This is a genomic window from Bacillus sp. JZ109 (assembly GCF_053903135.1).
In genome coordinates this window covers 1,014,143-1,029,130 of sequence record NZ_CP096388.1, presented here as the reverse complement: position 1 = coordinate 1,029,130, position 14,988 = coordinate 1,014,143, and the positions used below count along the sequence as shown (strand labels likewise).

The window sequence follows — 14,988 nt, the reverse complement described above, 5'->3', positions numbered from 1 at the left end:
TTGGCTGTCTTCTGCCTTTTTAACTTTCATTGCCCAAGCTCTTTGCATATCTTATAAAAAACAAGGGGGGCTAAACATGATTATTGTATCAGGACAATTGCTCCGTCCCCAGGATATTGAAAATTGGCAGATTGATCAAAATCTGAATCCGCTCTTAAAAGAGATGATTGAGACGCCTGTTCAGTTTGATTATCATTCAATTGCTGAACTGATGTTTGAGCTTAAACTGCGGATGAATATTGTAGCAGCGGCAAAGACGCTGCACAAAAGCGGGGCGAAGTTTGCCACTTTTTTAAAAACATACGGGAATACAACGTATTGGAGGGTTTCACCGGAGGGCGCCTTGGAGCTGAAATACAGAATGCCGCCTTCAAAAGCGATTCGTGACATTGCAGAGAACGGCCCGTTTTATGCGTTTGAATGCGCAACCGCAATCGTTATCATTTATTACTTGGCCTTAATCGATACAATCGGAGAAGATAAATTCAATGCCAGCTTTGACAGAATTATTTTATATGACTGGCATTATGAGAAATTGCCGATCTATACGGAAACAGGACACCACTTTTTCCTTGGAGATTGTTTGTATTTTAAGAATCCTGAATTTGATCCGCAAAAGGCGCAATGGAGAGGCGAAAATGTGATTTTACTGGGGGAAGATAAATATTTTGCCCATGGTCTTGGAATCTTAAACGGAAAGCAAATTATTGATAAGCTGAATTCTTTTAGGAAAAAAGGAGCCTTACAGTCAGCCTACCTTCTGTCTCAGGCGACCAGACTGGATGTTCCGTCTCTTTTCCGCATCGTCCGCTAAAAAGCCCCATCGCCTATTTTCCGGACGATGGGGTTTCAAATGCCTTTCGTTTTCGATAGAAGGGGGCTGTGCCGAAATATTGGTTCGCAGCCCACTCCATTTTTTCAAGGTCATTTCTTGTCACGATTGGATCCTGGCTGCTCCATTTGATAAAGCGGACAAAATAGTAGCCTTTGATAGGAACCATTGTAACTTTTGAGTGAGGCCAGCCTTCAAATACAAACTCAATTTTCCCTCTTTTTTTATAAGAATATTGAAGAATGTTCATATCTGTCACCTCAATTTATCAAGTTACGTTCGGCAAAGCTCGGTACGTTTACATCCATTGATTAACTATCCCTCATGCAGGCTTTCCTGAAAACAAAGGGTGAGGCGCGTGTCTCTTTCCCTCGCTTTTTATTTCGCATATGGACGAATGCCAAGCACGCCTTCATTCGATAAAGCCGCAGCGTGGGCGGGTGTGACAAGCCCACCGGCTATCGGCGTTTGTTCAGCGATCATGCTTTTGTCATAAAAAACAGCCTATTATCCCATCATTTTGATATAGCATGTCCGGGTGCGAGGCCCGTCAAATTCGCAGAAATAAATGCCCTGCCACGTTCCAAGAATAAGCCGGCCGTTTTCCACAATGACATGCTGTGAAGCTCCGACTGTACTCGACTTCATGTGTGCAGCTGTATTGCCCTCCATATGGCGGTCCAGCTCATGTTCCCACGGATATACCTCATCAAACCTTCTGAGCATATCTTTTTTGACGTCCGGATCGGCATTTTCATTAATTGTAATGCCCGCAGTCGTATGCGGACAGTAAATCAGCGCTGCGCCACTCGTTATACCTGTTTCTTGAAGAAACGCTTCCACCTCCCGGGTGATATCAATCATTTCATCTCGTTTGGTTGTTTTGATTTGCAGTGTTTTCAGCATTTGTTTCTCCTTTCGTTTGTCCGCTCTCATCGCTTAATTCGTTCTGTGTTCTTTTTTTTCCTGTTAAACCGCTCTCATAAACCCGATAAAACAAAAAAACTCCAGTCTAAGGCTGGAGTTTAGCACCATAGATATATTCTTGCTTCATACGGCTTTAAGAGTACTGATGTCATATGCTTGTGCGGCTCTGTTTCAATATTTGACAAGACGAGTGCATCTGATGACAATGGCAATCCAGAGTGCCTGAACAACGCCGGTGTTCCTGTCAGATTGGCCGCAATCAGTGCAGTATGGCTCTCGTTTTTCCGAAGATATGCAAAGATTTGCTGATCTTCCGGTAAAATGAGCTCGTATGTCCCGTTAATAAAAACATCATATGTTTGGCGCAGCTTGATCAAGCTTTTGTAAAAATGGTAAACGGATGTTTTATCGTTTTTTTGCGCCTCGGCATTCAGCCATTTGTAATTCTCATTGATTCCGATCCACGGTTTGGCCTCAGAAAATCCGGCGTATGGACCAGCATTCCATTGCATCGGCGTTCGCGAATTGTCTCTTCCCTTTTTCCAGACAATCTTCATCACATCCTCGTGTGATGTGCCTTTCGCTGTTTTTGTTTCATACAGGCGTTTCATCGCGACATCATCATAGTCATCAATAGATGGAAAAGCCACGTTCGTCATCCCGAGTTCCTGTCCCTGATAAATAAACGGTGTGCCTTTCATGAGAAAATAAACAGCGGAAAGCGCTTTTGCACTTTCTTTCAGGTACACTCCGTCGTCTCCCCACACAGAAACTGAACGGGGCTGGTCGTGATTCTCCATAAACAAAGCATTCCAGCCGATCCCTTCCAGACTGTCCTGCCAGTCAGTTAAAATTCGTTTAAATGCAACGATATCAATACTTTCATTGATCTCTACATCCCACAGGCCGAGATGCTCAAATTGAAAAATCATGCTGAATATGCCGTTTTTTTCTCCAGCCCAATCAGCTGCTTCTTTTGCAGCGACGCCGTTTGCTTCACCAACTGTCATAATCGGATAGCGGGAAAATGTGTTTTCCTTCAGCTCTGTTAACAAATCCATAATGCCGTCAGCATTCATATGATAAGGAAAGGAAGGGACATAGTCCAGCCCCTTTGGATTCGGCATGTCGGGAAGCCCTTCTTTTTTCTTAATATGCGTAATGGCATCCACCCGAAATCCGTCAATTCCTTTATCAAGCCACCAATTGATCATGTGATAAACGGCATTCCTCACCTGTTCATTTTCCCAATTCAAATCAGGCTGTTTTTTATCAAAAAGGTGCAGATAATACTGGCTTGTCTCTTGATCATACTCCCAAGCCGGCCCGCCGAAAATGCTTTCCCAATTGTTGGGCGCTTTTCCGTTTTTGCCGTCTTTCCAAATATACCAGTCGCGCTTTTCCGAGTGTATGGATGAACGGGATTCTATGAACCATGGATGTTCGTCGCTTGTGTGGTTCACAACGAGATCCATAATCAGCTTCATCCCCAGATCATGAATGTCACCAAGCAGTTCATCAAAATCTTCCATGGTGCCAAACTCGCTTAATATGTTTTGATAATCCCGGATATCATAGCCATTATCAGCATTCGGTGAGTCATACAGCGGGCAAATCCATATGACGTCAGCGCCCAGCTCTTTTATGTAAGAAAGCTTGGATCTGATTCCTTGAATATCCCCAATTCCGTCGCCATTTGAATCTTTAAAACTGCGGGGGTAAATTTGGTAAACAACGGCTTCCTTCCACCAAGCCTTTTTCATACAGCCACTCCTTTCCAGTGTACCGGTCTTATATATCCTATGTAGAAAAAAGGCTACACAGCATTGCTTTTTAAGAAATGACTTGATGACACAAAAAACAGCCGTTCGTTCCCCGGCTGTTTTTTATTAAAAATCAGTTTTTTTAATTTCTACAAAACGGATGTGATGATCTTCGGCGTCGAGGATTTTAAATTCACAGCCCTCCGCGTGTATCACATCTCCTGCTTTCAGCTCCATTTTTTGCGTTAGAAGCCAGCCTGCAATCGTATCAATTTCTTCATTTTCAATCGCAATGTCGAGAAGGTCATTCACTTCGTCTATTAGCGCTTTTCCATCCATCACATAATGGTGCTCGCCCTTTTTCAGGATGTGCGGTGTTTCATCCTGATCATACTCATCGCGGATTTCACCGACGATTTCCTCTATAATATCCTCTACAGTGACAAGCCCCGCCGTTCCCCCGTATTCATCTACGAGAATCGCCATGTGAATCCGCTCCTTCTGCATGCGGATTAAAAGCTGCTGAACAGGAATGCTTTCAATGACTCTGATAACGGGCCTCATGATTTGATTCAGCTTTATCGGCTGGCCGAGGAAATAAGCTTTAAACATATCTTTGCTGTTGATGATCCCTAAAATATGATCCTTGTCATCTTTGATGACAGGGTAGCGTGTATACCGTTCATTAATGATGTGATGAATTGCCTCTTCAAGCGACTGCTCCAGAGAGATAACCGCAATTTCTGTCCGCGGAATCATAATCTCTCTCGCTACCCGGTTGTCAAATTCAAAAATCTTATTTACATAGCGGAATTCAGACTGATTGATTTCTCCCTTTTCATAGCTTTCAGAAAGGATCAGCCTTAGTTCCTCTTCGCTGATGACAACCTCATGCTCCTTTACTGAATGAAAGCCAAACAATTTCACAAGAAAGCTTGCAGAGCCGTTTAATGCCTTAATAAACGGGTACGTGATTTTATAAAACCAGATCAGCGGCTTTGCAATCCATAAGCTTACAGCTTCAGCTTTTTGAATAGAAACCGTTTTCGGGGCAAGCTCCCCCATCACCACATGCAAAAAAGTGACGATGATAAATGCAACTACAAATGTGACAATGTGGTTAAACGGTTCCGGCATGCCTGTCATTGTTAATAAGGGATGAAGAAAACGTTCAAATGTAGGTTCACCAAGCCACCCAAGGCCGAGGGCTGTAATCGTAATCCCGAGCTGGCAGGCTGATAAATACTCGTCAAGATTGGAGATGATTTTATGTGCGGCTAGTGCTCGGCTGTCACCGCTTTCGATGAGCTGATTGATTTTTGAACCTCTGATTTTGACGATCGCAAATTCCGCTGCAACGAAAACAGCCGTAATGCCAATCAAAACAAAAATGGCGATCAATTGTAAAATAAGCAAAAAAAGCCCTTACCATAAATGGTAAGGGGCCACCTCCTTAACGTTAATTCTCATCACGACCGTTTAAGAAAATCATCACAAAACGAAGTAGTTCAAACAGGGAAACCAGGGCGGCGGCCACATACGTTAAGGCAGCAGCACTCAGCACTTTATTTACCCCATTTTCTTCATTGTTTCGGATGAATCCTTCTGACACAATAATCTGCTTCGCACGTGAACTTGCATTGAATTCGACAGGCAATGTAATCAGCTGGAAAAAGACAGCCGCTGAAAACAGTATGATGCCAAGCCCGATCAAATTCAGGCTGCCGAGAAGCATGCCTCCTAAGAAAAGCAAAGGAGCTACACCGGATGCAAAATTCACGACTGGGAAGATTTTATGTCTCAGCACAAGCGCACCATATGACTCCTGATGCTGCAAGGCATGTCCGACTTCATGGGAAGCTACGGATATGGCGGAAATTGAGCGGCCGTAATAGACCGGCTCAGATAAACGCACCACCCGTCTTGTCGGGTCGTAATGGTCTGTTAAAGTGCCTCTTACCGGTTCGACCGGCACGTCGTAAAGACCGTTTATATCTAAAATCCGTCTTGCCGTTTCTGCCCCTGTACGTCCGCTTGAGGCTTCCACTTTTGAATATTTTTCAAAGTTGCTCTTTACTTTAAATTGTGCCCAAAACGACAATCCCAATGCGGCTATTGTTAAAAATATAAACAGCATTTTTTCATCATCCTTTTTCCATGATCATTTCTCTATTACGATTATTTTAATGAGTTTTCTTTCTCGTGTACAGAAATGCGCTTTTTCTTCCGGCTTGGAGCACACAATCCAATCAGCAAAAAGAACAGGCCTGCTGAAAACAAATAAAAGGCGAAACTGCCGGCCAGTTCTTTCAGAAAATGAAGCCAGGAGAAGCTTCCGGAAAAGTGATTATATGAATTCAAATCGAAAATAAACAAAATCACCGCGGATGCCGCCAGCTGCGTACCGATTAAAACCACGATCGTTCTTTGAAAGATCGTCATCTTTTTCATCCTTTTTGTTTTAGTTTATGGAGAAATCCGGTTTTATATGTTTTGTACATTTTTTGAAAAACATCACCGGAAGTGGGACATACTGTTAGAAAAAAGCACGGGTGTGATGGAAGCTATGAAAGTGACGAGTGAGGAAAAGGAACAGCTGAGCACAGCAATCGACCGAATGAATGAAGGACTGGACGCGTTTATCCAGCTGTATAATGAATCGGAAATTGATGAACCGCTTATTCAGCTTGATGATGATACAGCCGAGTTAATGAAGCAGGCCCGAGATATGTACGGCCAGGAAAAGCTAAATGAGAAATTAAATACAATTATTAAACAGATTTTATCCATCTCAGTATCTGAAGAAGGAGAAAAAGAATGAAATCAAATCGGATATTTATTTCATGGCTCAGGTGGCCGTTATTTATCCGAATCGGGGTTATTATTTTATGTCTGATTCTTTTGTTCGGCCAAATCATTTATATACTTGAGCCTAAGCAGTTCACTTCGGTATTCGAAGGTATTTGGTGGGCTGTCGTTACGGTTTCTACAGTCGGTTATGGAGACTATGTGCCGCACACTCCGCTGGGACAGGCAGCCGGAATACTGCTGATTTTGAGCGGAGCAAGCTTTGTCACAGCGTATTTCGCAACGTTATCAGCGGCCGCATTCAGCAGACAGCATCGCTACATTGAAGGAAAAGTTGCTTACAAAGGCCGGGACCACATCATTCTGATCGGGTGGAATGAAAAAACAAACCGGCTTTTGAAGGACCTTCAGCTTGCCGCCCCTTCCAAAACAGTCGTACTAATCGATGAATCCTTAACAGAAGGCCCGCTTATTGAAAACGTTCATTTCATACGCGGGCACGCTGCCGATGATGGGACACTGAAACGGGCCAATATTACTGAAGCGGAATCAGTGATGATTACTGCCGATCAGTATAAAAGTGAAACTGATGCTGATATGCTGTCAGTGCTGACTCTTTTATCTGTTAAAGGTCTTAATCCCCTTGCTTACTGCATCGTCGAGATTTTAACTGACCGTTTTGTCACCAATGCGGAACGGGCAGGCGCAAACCAAATCATCGGAACTTCAGAATTTATCAGCCGGGCGATGCTGCAGCATTACCAAGTCAAGTTACGGCCGTCTAAACAGCAGAACGGAATCAAGCTGACACTTGATCAGCATGTGGAGCTTCTTGCTGTTCCTGACGAACTAAAGGGAGCGGCTTACAAAACCTGTGTTCTCTATTTCCTTGATCACAACACAACAATTATAGGCGTACAAAAAAAGGAGGGACCGATGCTTTCCCCTCCTCTTACATACAAGGTGCTCGAAACAGACCAATTCCTTGCCATCTAGTGTAACAGAACATCCTCCAATTCTTTCACGAGAGAGGCGCCGATATCCAAAAATGCCGGATCAATTTCCGCGTCCCGCCTTTCCGGTTCGGAAAATTGATTAAACAGTGATTGGAAAGGCCCTCCCTCGGCGTGATCGTCAACATCCGCCTGAAACACCTGTCTCAGCATAAATGGCGTTCCGATCCGGACGGCCGCCCCTCGTTCATCGAGACTGCCCTGTACCGCATTGACGGGAATTCTTAAAAATAAATAGCCGTCTCTATCATCAATTTTATAATCAAAGTAGCCATGATCGTATTCCCAGCCGCCGTTTATCACATAACCGAGCGGCTTCATCACTTGTTCCAGTTCTTGAAGCAGAAAAGACTGCCCATCTATCGCGGAAGGTATTGGTATCATCAGAATGCCCCTTTTTTCACTTATCCTGTCCCGCCGAACAAGACTTCATTCAGAGGCGCCTACATGGAAATCGTTGTTTCTTTCGCGCGGCCAACAGGAAAGAAAGCGCATTCAATTAAGAAGTAAACAGCCATTGCCGCTGCAAGCCATGCAGCTGAATCCCAAGACACATAAACAACCGTTGCATAGAGTCCTAATTTAGTGAAAAGAGTATGGGTTCGTTTTAAATGCAAAATCCGATGTACCGCATCGGTAAAAAGGGCAAGCGGCAAACCAATGAGAAGAAAGGCGTGGATGAAAAAATGTGACAGCGTGCCGCCAAAGCTTGAAGAAAACTCTGTATACACGGCATCAAAGGAGATAAGGAAACTTAAAATAGCTGCAGAAAAACCGGCAATGATGAGATGTTTAACCAATTGTTTCATGAACATCAGCACCTTTCTGATTTTATAAAAAGCCGACCGGCAAATGCCAGTCAGCTTTCTCACATTAATCTTCCAGACGTTTTTCAAGCTCTGCTTTTTTCTCTTCAAAGCCAGGTTTGCCGAGTAACGCAAACATATTGACTTTATACGCTTCTACACCAGGCTGGTCAAACGGATTGACGCCAAGGAGGTAACCGCTCATCGCGCAGGCTTTTTCGAAGAAATATACAAGGTATCCAAAAGTATATGCATTCAGCTCAGGAATGTTAACGATTAAGTTCGGAACATTTCCGTCTGTATGGGCAAGCATTGTACCTTGGAATGCTTTTTTGTTAACGAAATCAACAGTTTTACCGGCTAAATAGTTCAAGCCGTCAAGATCGTTATCCGCTTCCTCAATTGTCAGTTCATGTTTAGGCTTCTCTACGTTCAGGACCGTTTCGAATAAATCTCTGCGGCCTTCTTGTACATACTGGCCCAAAGAATGAAGGTCTGTTGAATAGTTCGCTGAAGAAGGATAAATGCCCTTCTCATCTTTCCCTTCGCTTTCTCCGAACAGCTGCTTCCACCATTCCGCAAAGTATTGAAGCGCCGGTTCGTAGTTGATGAGCATTTCAATTGTTTTGCCCTTATTATAAAGGACATTGCGAACAACCGCATATTGGTATGCTGGGTTATCTTCCAGTTCAGATGTTGCAAAATCTTTGCTCGCATCCAGGGCGCCTTTCATCATGTCGTCAATGTTGACGCCGCTGACAGCAATCGGCAAGAGACCTACAGCTGTTAAAACTGAATAACGGCCGCCGACATCGTCAGGAATAACGAATGATTCGAAGCCTTCTTCGTTAGAAAGCGTTTTTAATGCGCCGCGCTCTTTATCAGTTGTTGCATAAATCCGCGCTTTCGCTTCTTCTTTACCGTATTTCTCTTCAAGAAGCTTGCGGAAAATACGGAAAGCGATTGCAGGTTCAGTTGTCGTACCTGATTTAGAAATCACATTAATAGAGAAGTCAACATCTTCAAGAAGATCCATGACGTCTCTCATATAAGATGAACTGATGTTGTTCCCGATAAAAATGACTTGCGGATTGCCGCGTTTTGCTTTTGGCAAAGTGTTATAAAACGCGTGATTCAGCGCTTCAATCGCTGCCCGCGCTCCAAGATAAGAACCGCCAATGCCGACAACAAGCAAGACATCAGAGTCAGATTTAATTTTTTCCGCACTTTTTTTGATGCGCGCGAATTCTTCTTTATCATAATGTTCAGGGAGGTCCACCCAGCCTAGAAAATCGCTGCCCGCGCCTGTTTTTTCATGGATATTATGGTGTGCTGTTTTTACAAAGTCCCGCAGATATGTAAGTTCATGTTCGTTGAAGAAAGTCAACGCTTTTGAGTAGTCAAAGCGTACATGCGTCATTGCTTGTCCCTCCATAACGGTATAATGTTTTCATCTTTCACTTTATATGAACTTATCTGTGAAATCAAGTCAAGAAGAAAGGGCGGAATGACTGGATTCCGCCCTTTGAGTTTATAGAGACGCGCGAAGGATGGCAAGCACGTCATCTTTGTTCAATTTTTGGAAGTTGCCGAAGCCGCCGTGTTCCATTTCCTTGGCTGCGATATCAGCAATCAGCTCAAGCTTTTCTTCTCCAATATTGTAATCAGCAAGACGAGAAGGTGCACCGAGGCTTGTCCAGAACGCAGACAGTTTATCGATTCCTTCAAGCGCAATTTCTTTATCTGTTTTGCCTTCAGTATCAATGTCAAACATGTTGAGCATGAGGTTTTTGAAGCGGCCTACATTTGTATCAAGCGTGTATCTCATCCAATTTGGGAACAGTATTGCCAAACCGCCCGCGTGCGGAATATCATATACAGCTGAAACAGCGTGTTCCATTGTATGAGAAGCCCAGTCACCGAAGTATCCCATTTGGAGCGTGCCGTTTAAAGCAATTGTACCAGCATACAAAATCGTTTCACGAAGTTCGTAGTTTTCCAGATCTTCAAGAAGCTTAGGAGCTGTTTCGATGACCGTCTGCAAAACAGCAAAGCACATTCTATCCTGAAGCGGCGTGTTTTCAACATTGTGGAAGTATTGTTCGAATACGTGGCTCATCATGTCAACCATGCCGTATACTGTTTGATTTTCTGGAACGGTGAACGTATTTTCAGGGTCTAAAATAGAGAAACGCGGATGAGTGACATTGCTGCCCCATACAAATTTCTCGTTTGTTTCCCAGTTTGTAATCACGGAATCAGGGTTCATTTCAGACCCTGTTGCAGCAAGAGTTAAAACAGTGCCAAACGGCAGCGCATCCTCCGCTGTTACTTTTTTGCTGAAAATATCCCAAGCGTCGCCATCGTATTTGACGCCAGCTGCGATTGCCTTTGTACAGTCAATCACACTGCCTCCGCCGACAGCAAGCAGAAAATCAATGTTATGCTCTCTGCAAAGTCCTATGCCTTTTTCCACTGTCGCAAGACGCGGGTTCGGCTCTACACCTGACAGCTCATGAACAACAGCGCCCTCTTCCTTTAAAATGCCTGTGACTTGATCATAAAGGCCGTTGCGTTTAATGCTGCCGCCCCCGTAAACAAGCAGTACATTCTTGCCGTATCGTTTGAATTCTTTTCTTAATTGTTCAAGCTGACCTTTTCCAAAAATCAGCTTTGTCGGATTATAATAAGTGAAATTTTCCATAGTAAAACCTCCAAATGATGCTGGTAAAAAACAGATTTTCCATTGTAACATAAGTTGACAAAAAGAAAAAGGGAAGCAGCCAAACGGCTATTTCCCCTTTTTTTATAGAGATGCTTTCAAAATTGACAGCACATCTTCTTTGTTGAGTGATTTAAATTGGCCGAATGTACCGTTAGCCATTGCCTTGTCAGCAATTGTGTCAAGCTGCTCATCATTAATATCATAATCAGCAAGACGGTTCGGAGCGCCAAGGCTTGTCCAGAATGCGGACAGCTTATCGATACCTTCAAGGGCAATTTCTTCATCCGTTTTACCTGCTTCTTCAACATCAAACACGCGAACTGCAAGCTGTTTCATGCGGGCAGGGTTTTCAGACAATGTGTGTCTCATCCAGTTCGGGAACAAAATTGCCAGTCCGCCGGCATGCGGAATATCATAAACGGCTGATACTGCATGTTCAATATTATGAGTAGCCCAATCCCCTCTTGCCCCCATAGAAAGCATGCCGTTTAATGCGATTGTTCCTGTGTACAGGATCGTCTCACGCAATTCGTAATTTTCGAGATCATTGATCAGCTTAGGCGCTGTTTCAATGACTGTACGCAAAAGTGATTCACACATGCGGTCCTGATACGGCGTGTTTGATACATGATGGAAGTATTGTTCGAATACGTGGCTCATCATGTCAACCATCCCGTAGATCGTGTGGTTTTTAGGTACGGTGAATGTATTCACCGGATCAAGAATCGAGAATTTAGGGAATACGAGCGGGCTGCCCCAGCCGTATTTTTCTTTTGTTTCCCAGTTTGTAATAACAGATCCTGAGTTCATTTCTGAACCAGTTGCAGCGAGAGTCAATACCGTTCCGAATGGCAAAGCATCTTTTGGCTGATGCTTTTTCGTAACGATATCCCACGCATCACCATCATACTTCGCTCCTGCGGCAATCGCTTTTGTACAGTCGATTACGCTTCCGCCTCCGACAGCCAGCAAGAAATCAATGTTTTGTTCTTTACAGATGGCAACACCTTTATTAACAGTCGACACACGAGGATTCGGTTCCACACCTGCTAATTCATGCACGGTAGCTCCGGCTTTATTCAGCTGTTCAATCACTTGATCATACAGGCCGCTGCGTTTAATGCTGCCGCCTCCGTACACAAGCAATACGTTTTTTCCGTAAGGTTTGAGTTCCTCCGGAAGTCTTTCCACTTCGCCGCGCCCGAAAATTAATTTGGTCGGATTCCAGTATGTAAAGTTTTGCATGACATCTCCTCCTTAGATTTTTTATTATGCAGAATGTCCTCACCACATGTAAAGCAATCAGCTCTCACCGATCAGCATACCAGATGGTTTTATTTTGCAAGGTGCTGGGAAAGAAGCTGATATAAGCGAGGGCAGGCCAGCTTCCCTCATATGGAGAATGCATGTATAGATTCTCCAATATGTCACAATCTATAACTGTTTTAATAATTCATGGAGGAGGTTGCAAAACATGAGTACCATTCAAAGAATTTGTCTTGTATTAACCATCATTGGCGCCATTAACTGGGGACTGATCGGATTTTTCCAATTTGACTTAGTAGCGGCTATCTTCGGCGGCCAAGGGTCAGCTCTTTCCCGAATCATTTACGGACTTGTCGGAATCGCCGGCTTAATCAACCTCGGTCTGCTATTTAAGCCAAACGAGGAAAGATCACGTGAAGAAGCAGCTAATCCTGAAATGCGATAGGATATCAATCACGCTGAAATAGGATTTTGCATGAAATCAAAAGCACCGAACATTCCTGTCCGGTGCTTTTTTTCATGCTTATTTTTTGATAAGGTCTTTGCGGTTGGACATTTCGATCCACTCTTCAAGCTTATCTTTTAATGTGTTGAAACCTTGTGGTGTAGAAGCTTCTTCGCTTACTTGAGCAGCTTTAGGTTTTCTTGGTTTGCTTTCTTTTTTCTCAGGCGCAGCTTGTGTCGCACGAATTGAAAGGCTGATTTTGCCTTTTTCTTCATCAACAGCAAGTACTTTTACTTGTACTTCGTCGCCAACTGAAAGGTGCTCGTTGATATCTTTTACGAAACCGTGAGTCACTTCAGAAATGTGTACTAAACCTTGAGTTTCTTCATCTAATGCAACAAACGCACCATACGCTTGTAATCCTGTAACTTTACCAGTGTAAACACTGCCCACTTCAAATTTTGCTGCCATTCATAACAACTCCTAAGTTAAATTAAATATCTGTTTATACGCAATTTAAAATTATATCACACATGTCTTATTTCCGCAAAGAAAACTTTTTTATAAAAAATCAGGTTTATGCACAGCAAAAAGGGGGTAAACTGAAAATACCAAAGGCTTTCTAGTATTCCCCCCTTTTATTGGATGCGAACAAAAGGTTCGTATCTTTTTTTATGTTGTTTTGTGCAGGAAGCGTTTCATTCTGACTAACGCTTCTTGAAGCTGTTCAATCGAGGTTGCGTATGAACAACGGATATATCCCTCACCGCTCGGACCAAACACACTTCCAGGAACAACTGCCACTTTTTCCTGCGTCAGTAGCTCCTCGGCAAACTGTTCTGAACTCATTCCCGTGCTTTTAATAGATGGAAAAGCATAGAAAGCGCCGCCCGGATGATGACAGCTGAGACCGATTTCATTGAGCGATTCTACAAACAGATTCCGTCTTCTTCGATAGCTTTTTTTCATTTTTTCTACGTCTTCCATGCCGTTCTTCAGGCCTTCAAGGGCGGCAAACTGCGCCATTGCGGGCGCGCACATCATCGCATACTGATGAATTTTAAGCATGGCATCCCGAAGCAAGGATGGTGCCGCGGCAAAACCGAGCCTCCAGCCCGTCATTGCAAATGCTTTTGAAAAGCCTGAGATGACTACCGTCCGTTCCTTCATTCCCGGTAATGCCGCTATACTTGTAAATTCCTCATCATATGTCAGCTCCGCGTAGATCTCGTCGGCTAAGACTATGACATCATGTTTTTTGGCAAACTCAGCAATCTCATTCAGCTCTTCCTTCGAATAAACCGAACCTGTCGGATTCGATGGTGAGCAGATGAGAATGGCCTTTGTTTTTTCAGTGACTGCCGCTTCAAAATCAGCAGCCGTTGCTTTAAATCCTTTGTCTGCCGTTGTATGAACGTGAACCGGGATACCGCCTGCCAAAGAAACAAGCGCATCGTACGCCACAAAACACGGCTCAGGAATGATGACTTCCTCACCTGGATTCACAATGGCGCGGATCGCAATATCCAAAGCCTGACTTGCCCCCACTGTCACAATCAGCTCATTATCTGGCGAGTAGCTAAGATCAAACCTGTTGCTCAAATAACGGCTGATTTCCTCCCGCAATGAGTATAAACCCGCATTGGCCGTGTATGACGTATATCCTTGTTCAAGAGAGAGAATGCTTGCTTCGCGGACATTCCACGCGGTAACAAAATCAGGCTCGCCGACGCCTAAAGAAATGACGCCTTCCATCGTTGCCGCCAAATCAAAGAATTTGCGGATGCCGGATGGCTTTATTTGTTGTACATAGTCTGATAAATACGAAGTCATTTACGGTGACACCACGATTCTTTTGTCGTCGTCTCCTGTTTCAAACACTTTGCCGTCATGCTTGTATTTTTTCAGGATAAAATGGGTTGTCGTAGATACAACTGAATCAAGCGTTGACAGTTTATCCGAAACAAAACGCGCTACGTCAGACATCGAATTGCCGCGAATCACGACAGACAAATCGTATACGCCTGACATCAGGTAAACTGATTCAACCTCTTGGAATCGGTAAATCCGTTCCGCCACTTCATCAAAACCGACGCCCCGCTTCGGCGTTACTTTGACGTCAATCATGGCCGTAACGCCCTCATGTCCGTCGACTTTTCGCCAGTCAATCATAGCGGAATAATCGATAATAACCTTTTCTTTCTCCAGTTTGTCAATAATTGTTTTTACTTCATTTACAGGGATGCCCGCCATCTTTGCGATTGTTTCTAAATCGGCGCGGCTGTTTTCGTCTAAAATTTCTAATATTTCTGTTTCTTTTTCTGTCAATTTCATTTGATTCACACCTTTGCAATGTCAAGAAATCTCATGACATTATATCACGTTTTTTGACGAATGCTAAGA

The 14,988-nt window shown here is 43.7% G+C and carries 19 protein-coding genes; 4 read left to right on the top strand and 15 right to left on the bottom strand.

The window, feature by feature from the left end:
• Positions 1–76 precede the first annotated feature (76 nt).
• Positions 77–814, top strand: coding sequence for a protein-glutamine gamma-glutamyltransferase (locus tag M1D94_RS05235; RefSeq protein WP_003228904.1), 738 nt, complete (start codon positions 77–79; stop codon positions 812–814).
• Between the two features lie 13 nt (positions 815–827).
• Here the strand turns inward: M1D94_RS05235 and M1D94_RS05230 are convergent, their stop codons facing one another.
• From M1D94_RS05230 to M1D94_RS05200, 7 genes are all read right to left on the bottom strand, one after another.
• A complete protein-coding gene (locus tag M1D94_RS05230; protein WP_003244393.1) occupies positions 828–1,082 on the bottom strand; it encodes a hypothetical protein in 255 nt (84 codons plus the stop codon).
• 257 nt (positions 1,083–1,339) lie between these two features.
• A complete protein-coding gene (locus M1D94_RS05225; RefSeq protein ID WP_003243483.1) occupies positions 1,340–1,738 on the bottom strand; it encodes a secondary thiamine-phosphate synthase enzyme YjbQ in 399 nt (132 codons plus the stop codon).
• Complete coding sequence (locus tag M1D94_RS05220) at positions 1,698–1,832, bottom strand: hypothetical protein (protein ID WP_003243642.1); 135 nt, start codon at positions 1,830–1,832, stop codon at positions 1,698–1,700. Before M1D94_RS05220 ends, M1D94_RS05225 begins: the two co-directional genes overlap by 41 nt.
• Before the next feature lie 25 nt (positions 1,833–1,857).
• Positions 1,858–3,522, bottom strand: a complete 1,665-nt coding sequence (locus M1D94_RS05215) for a glycoside hydrolase family 13 protein (RefSeq protein ID WP_456270446.1) — start codon at positions 3,520–3,522, stop codon at positions 1,858–1,860.
• 126 nt (positions 3,523–3,648) lie between these two features.
• A complete protein-coding gene (locus tag M1D94_RS05210) occupies positions 3,649–4,938 on the bottom strand; it encodes a hemolysin family protein (RefSeq protein ID WP_456270445.1) in 1,290 nt (429 codons plus the stop codon).
• A 43-nt stretch (positions 4,939–4,981) separates the two neighbouring features.
• Positions 4,982–5,659, bottom strand: coding sequence for a zinc metallopeptidase (locus tag M1D94_RS05205; RefSeq protein ID WP_003228889.1), 678 nt, complete (start codon positions 5,657–5,659; stop codon positions 4,982–4,984).
• Between the two features lie 41 nt (positions 5,660–5,700).
• On the bottom strand, positions 5,701–5,964 hold the full coding sequence (locus M1D94_RS05200; RefSeq protein ID WP_003243434.1) for a hypothetical protein: 264 nt from the start codon (positions 5,962–5,964) through the stop codon (positions 5,701–5,703).
• 46 nt (positions 5,965–6,010) lie between these two features.
• On the opposite strand from M1D94_RS05200, the gene mstX reads away from it, so the two are divergent.
• Complete coding sequence (gene mstX, locus M1D94_RS05195; protein ID WP_003228886.1) at positions 6,011–6,343, top strand: biofilm formation protein MstX; 333 nt, start codon at positions 6,011–6,013, stop codon at positions 6,341–6,343.
• Positions 6,340–7,326 (top strand): potassium channel protein KbfO, encoded by a 987-nt coding sequence (kbfO, locus tag M1D94_RS05190; RefSeq protein ID WP_003228881.1) that lies wholly within the window; start codon positions 6,340–6,342, stop codon positions 7,324–7,326. The genes mstX and kbfO overlap by 4 nt, the downstream gene beginning before the upstream one ends.
• Here kbfO and M1D94_RS05185 read toward each other — a convergent pair.
• The 5 genes from M1D94_RS05185 to M1D94_RS05165 all read right to left on the bottom strand — a co-directional run bounded on the left by M1D94_RS05185 (position 7,323) and on the right by M1D94_RS05165 (position 12,119).
• Positions 7,323–7,727 carry a YugN-like family protein gene (locus M1D94_RS05185; protein WP_003228878.1) on the bottom strand — a complete coding sequence of 135 codons (405 nt, stop codon included), beginning with the start codon at positions 7,725–7,727 and terminating at the stop codon, positions 7,323–7,325. The two genes, kbfO and M1D94_RS05185, sit on opposite strands and share 4 nt — an antisense overlap.
• A gap of 59 nt (positions 7,728–7,786) precedes the next feature.
• Entirely contained in the window at positions 7,787–8,158 is a 372-nt protein-coding gene (locus M1D94_RS05180) for a hypothetical protein (RefSeq protein WP_124047990.1), read from the bottom strand.
• A gap of 58 nt (positions 8,159–8,216) precedes the next feature.
• Positions 8,217–9,569 (bottom strand): glucose-6-phosphate isomerase, encoded by a 1,353-nt coding sequence (locus M1D94_RS05175; RefSeq protein ID WP_003243401.1) that lies wholly within the window; start codon positions 9,567–9,569, stop codon positions 8,217–8,219.
• Positions 9,570–9,680: 111 nt separating this feature from the next.
• Positions 9,681–10,853, bottom strand: coding sequence for an iron-containing alcohol dehydrogenase (locus M1D94_RS05170; RefSeq protein WP_032726782.1), 1,173 nt, complete (start codon positions 10,851–10,853; stop codon positions 9,681–9,683).
• 102 nt (positions 10,854–10,955) lie between these two features.
• Complete coding sequence (locus M1D94_RS05165) at positions 10,956–12,119, bottom strand: iron-containing alcohol dehydrogenase (protein ID WP_003228869.1); 1,164 nt, start codon at positions 12,117–12,119, stop codon at positions 10,956–10,958.
• 229 nt (positions 12,120–12,348) lie between these two features.
• Between M1D94_RS05165 and M1D94_RS05160 the strand changes: the two genes are divergently transcribed.
• Complete coding sequence (locus tag M1D94_RS05160) at positions 12,349–12,585, top strand: DUF378 domain-containing protein (protein ID WP_003220771.1); 237 nt, start codon at positions 12,349–12,351, stop codon at positions 12,583–12,585.
• Positions 12,586–12,663: 78 nt separating this feature from the next.
• On the opposite strand, the gene yugI is transcribed toward M1D94_RS05160, so the two are convergent.
• From yugI to M1D94_RS05145, 3 genes are all read right to left on the bottom strand, one after another.
• Complete coding sequence (yugI, locus tag M1D94_RS05155) at positions 12,664–13,056, bottom strand: S1 domain-containing post-transcriptional regulator GSP13 (protein WP_003228864.1); 393 nt, start codon at positions 13,054–13,056, stop codon at positions 12,664–12,666.
• 201 nt (positions 13,057–13,257) lie between these two features.
• Entirely contained in the window at positions 13,258–14,418 is a 1,161-nt protein-coding gene (locus tag M1D94_RS05150; protein ID WP_003228862.1) for an aminotransferase, read from the bottom strand.
• Positions 14,419–14,919 carry an Lrp/AsnC family transcriptional regulator gene (locus M1D94_RS05145; RefSeq protein ID WP_009968070.1) on the bottom strand — a complete coding sequence of 167 codons (501 nt, stop codon included), beginning with the start codon at positions 14,917–14,919 and terminating at the stop codon, positions 14,419–14,421.
• Between the last annotated feature and the right edge of the window lie 69 nt (positions 14,920–14,988).

Bases quoted from the DNA above. Each gene is read 5' to 3' on its own strand.
- M1D94_RS05205 (WP_003228889.1), bottom strand. From the start codon at position 5,659: ATGCTGTTTATATTTTTAACAATAGCCGCATTGGGATTGTCGTTTTGG.
- M1D94_RS05230 (WP_003244393.1), bottom strand. From the start codon at position 1,082: ATGAACATTCTTCAATATTCTTATAAAAAAAGAGGGAAAATTGAGTTT.
- M1D94_RS05165 (WP_003228869.1), bottom strand. From the start codon at position 12,119: ATGCAAAACTTTACATACTGGAATCCGACCAAATTAATTTTCGGGCGC.
- M1D94_RS05170 (WP_032726782.1), bottom strand. From the start codon at position 10,853: ATGGAAAATTTCACTTATTATAATCCGACAAAGCTGATTTTTGGAAAA.
- M1D94_RS05215 (WP_456270446.1), bottom strand. From the start codon at position 3,522: ATGAAAAAGGCTTGGTGGAAGGAAGCCGTTGTTTACCAAATTTACCCC.
- M1D94_RS05175 (WP_003243401.1), bottom strand. From the start codon at position 9,569: ATGACGCATGTACGCTTTGACTACTCAAAAGCGTTGACTTTCTTCAAC.
- M1D94_RS05160 (WP_003220771.1), top strand. From the start codon at position 12,349: ATGAGTACCATTCAAAGAATTTGTCTTGTATTAACCATCATTGGCGCC.
- M1D94_RS05200 (WP_003243434.1), bottom strand. From the start codon at position 5,964: ATGACGATCTTTCAAAGAACGATCGTGGTTTTAATCGGTACGCAGCTG.
- M1D94_RS05180 (WP_124047990.1), bottom strand. From the start codon at position 8,158: ATGTTCATGAAACAATTGGTTAAACATCTCATCATTGCCGGTTTTTCT.
- mstX (WP_003228886.1), top strand. From the start codon at position 6,011: ATGTTTTGTACATTTTTTGAAAAACATCACCGGAAGTGGGACATACTG.
- M1D94_RS05235 (WP_003228904.1), top strand. From the start codon at position 77: ATGATTATTGTATCAGGACAATTGCTCCGTCCCCAGGATATTGAAAAT.
- M1D94_RS05145 (WP_009968070.1), bottom strand. From the start codon at position 14,919: ATGAAATTGACAGAAAAAGAAACAGAAATATTAGAAATTTTAGACGAA.
- M1D94_RS05225 (WP_003243483.1), bottom strand. From the start codon at position 1,738: ATGCTGAAAACACTGCAAATCAAAACAACCAAACGAGATGAAATGATT.
- kbfO (WP_003228881.1), top strand. From the start codon at position 6,340: ATGAAATCAAATCGGATATTTATTTCATGGCTCAGGTGGCCGTTATTT.
- M1D94_RS05150 (WP_003228862.1), bottom strand. From the start codon at position 14,418: ATGACTTCGTATTTATCAGACTATGTACAACAAATAAAGCCATCCGGC.
- yugI (WP_003228864.1), bottom strand. From the start codon at position 13,056: ATGGCAGCAAAATTTGAAGTGGGCAGTGTTTACACTGGTAAAGTTACA.
- M1D94_RS05185 (WP_003228878.1), bottom strand. From the start codon at position 7,727: ATGATACCAATACCTTCCGCGATAGATGGGCAGTCTTTTCTGCTTCAA.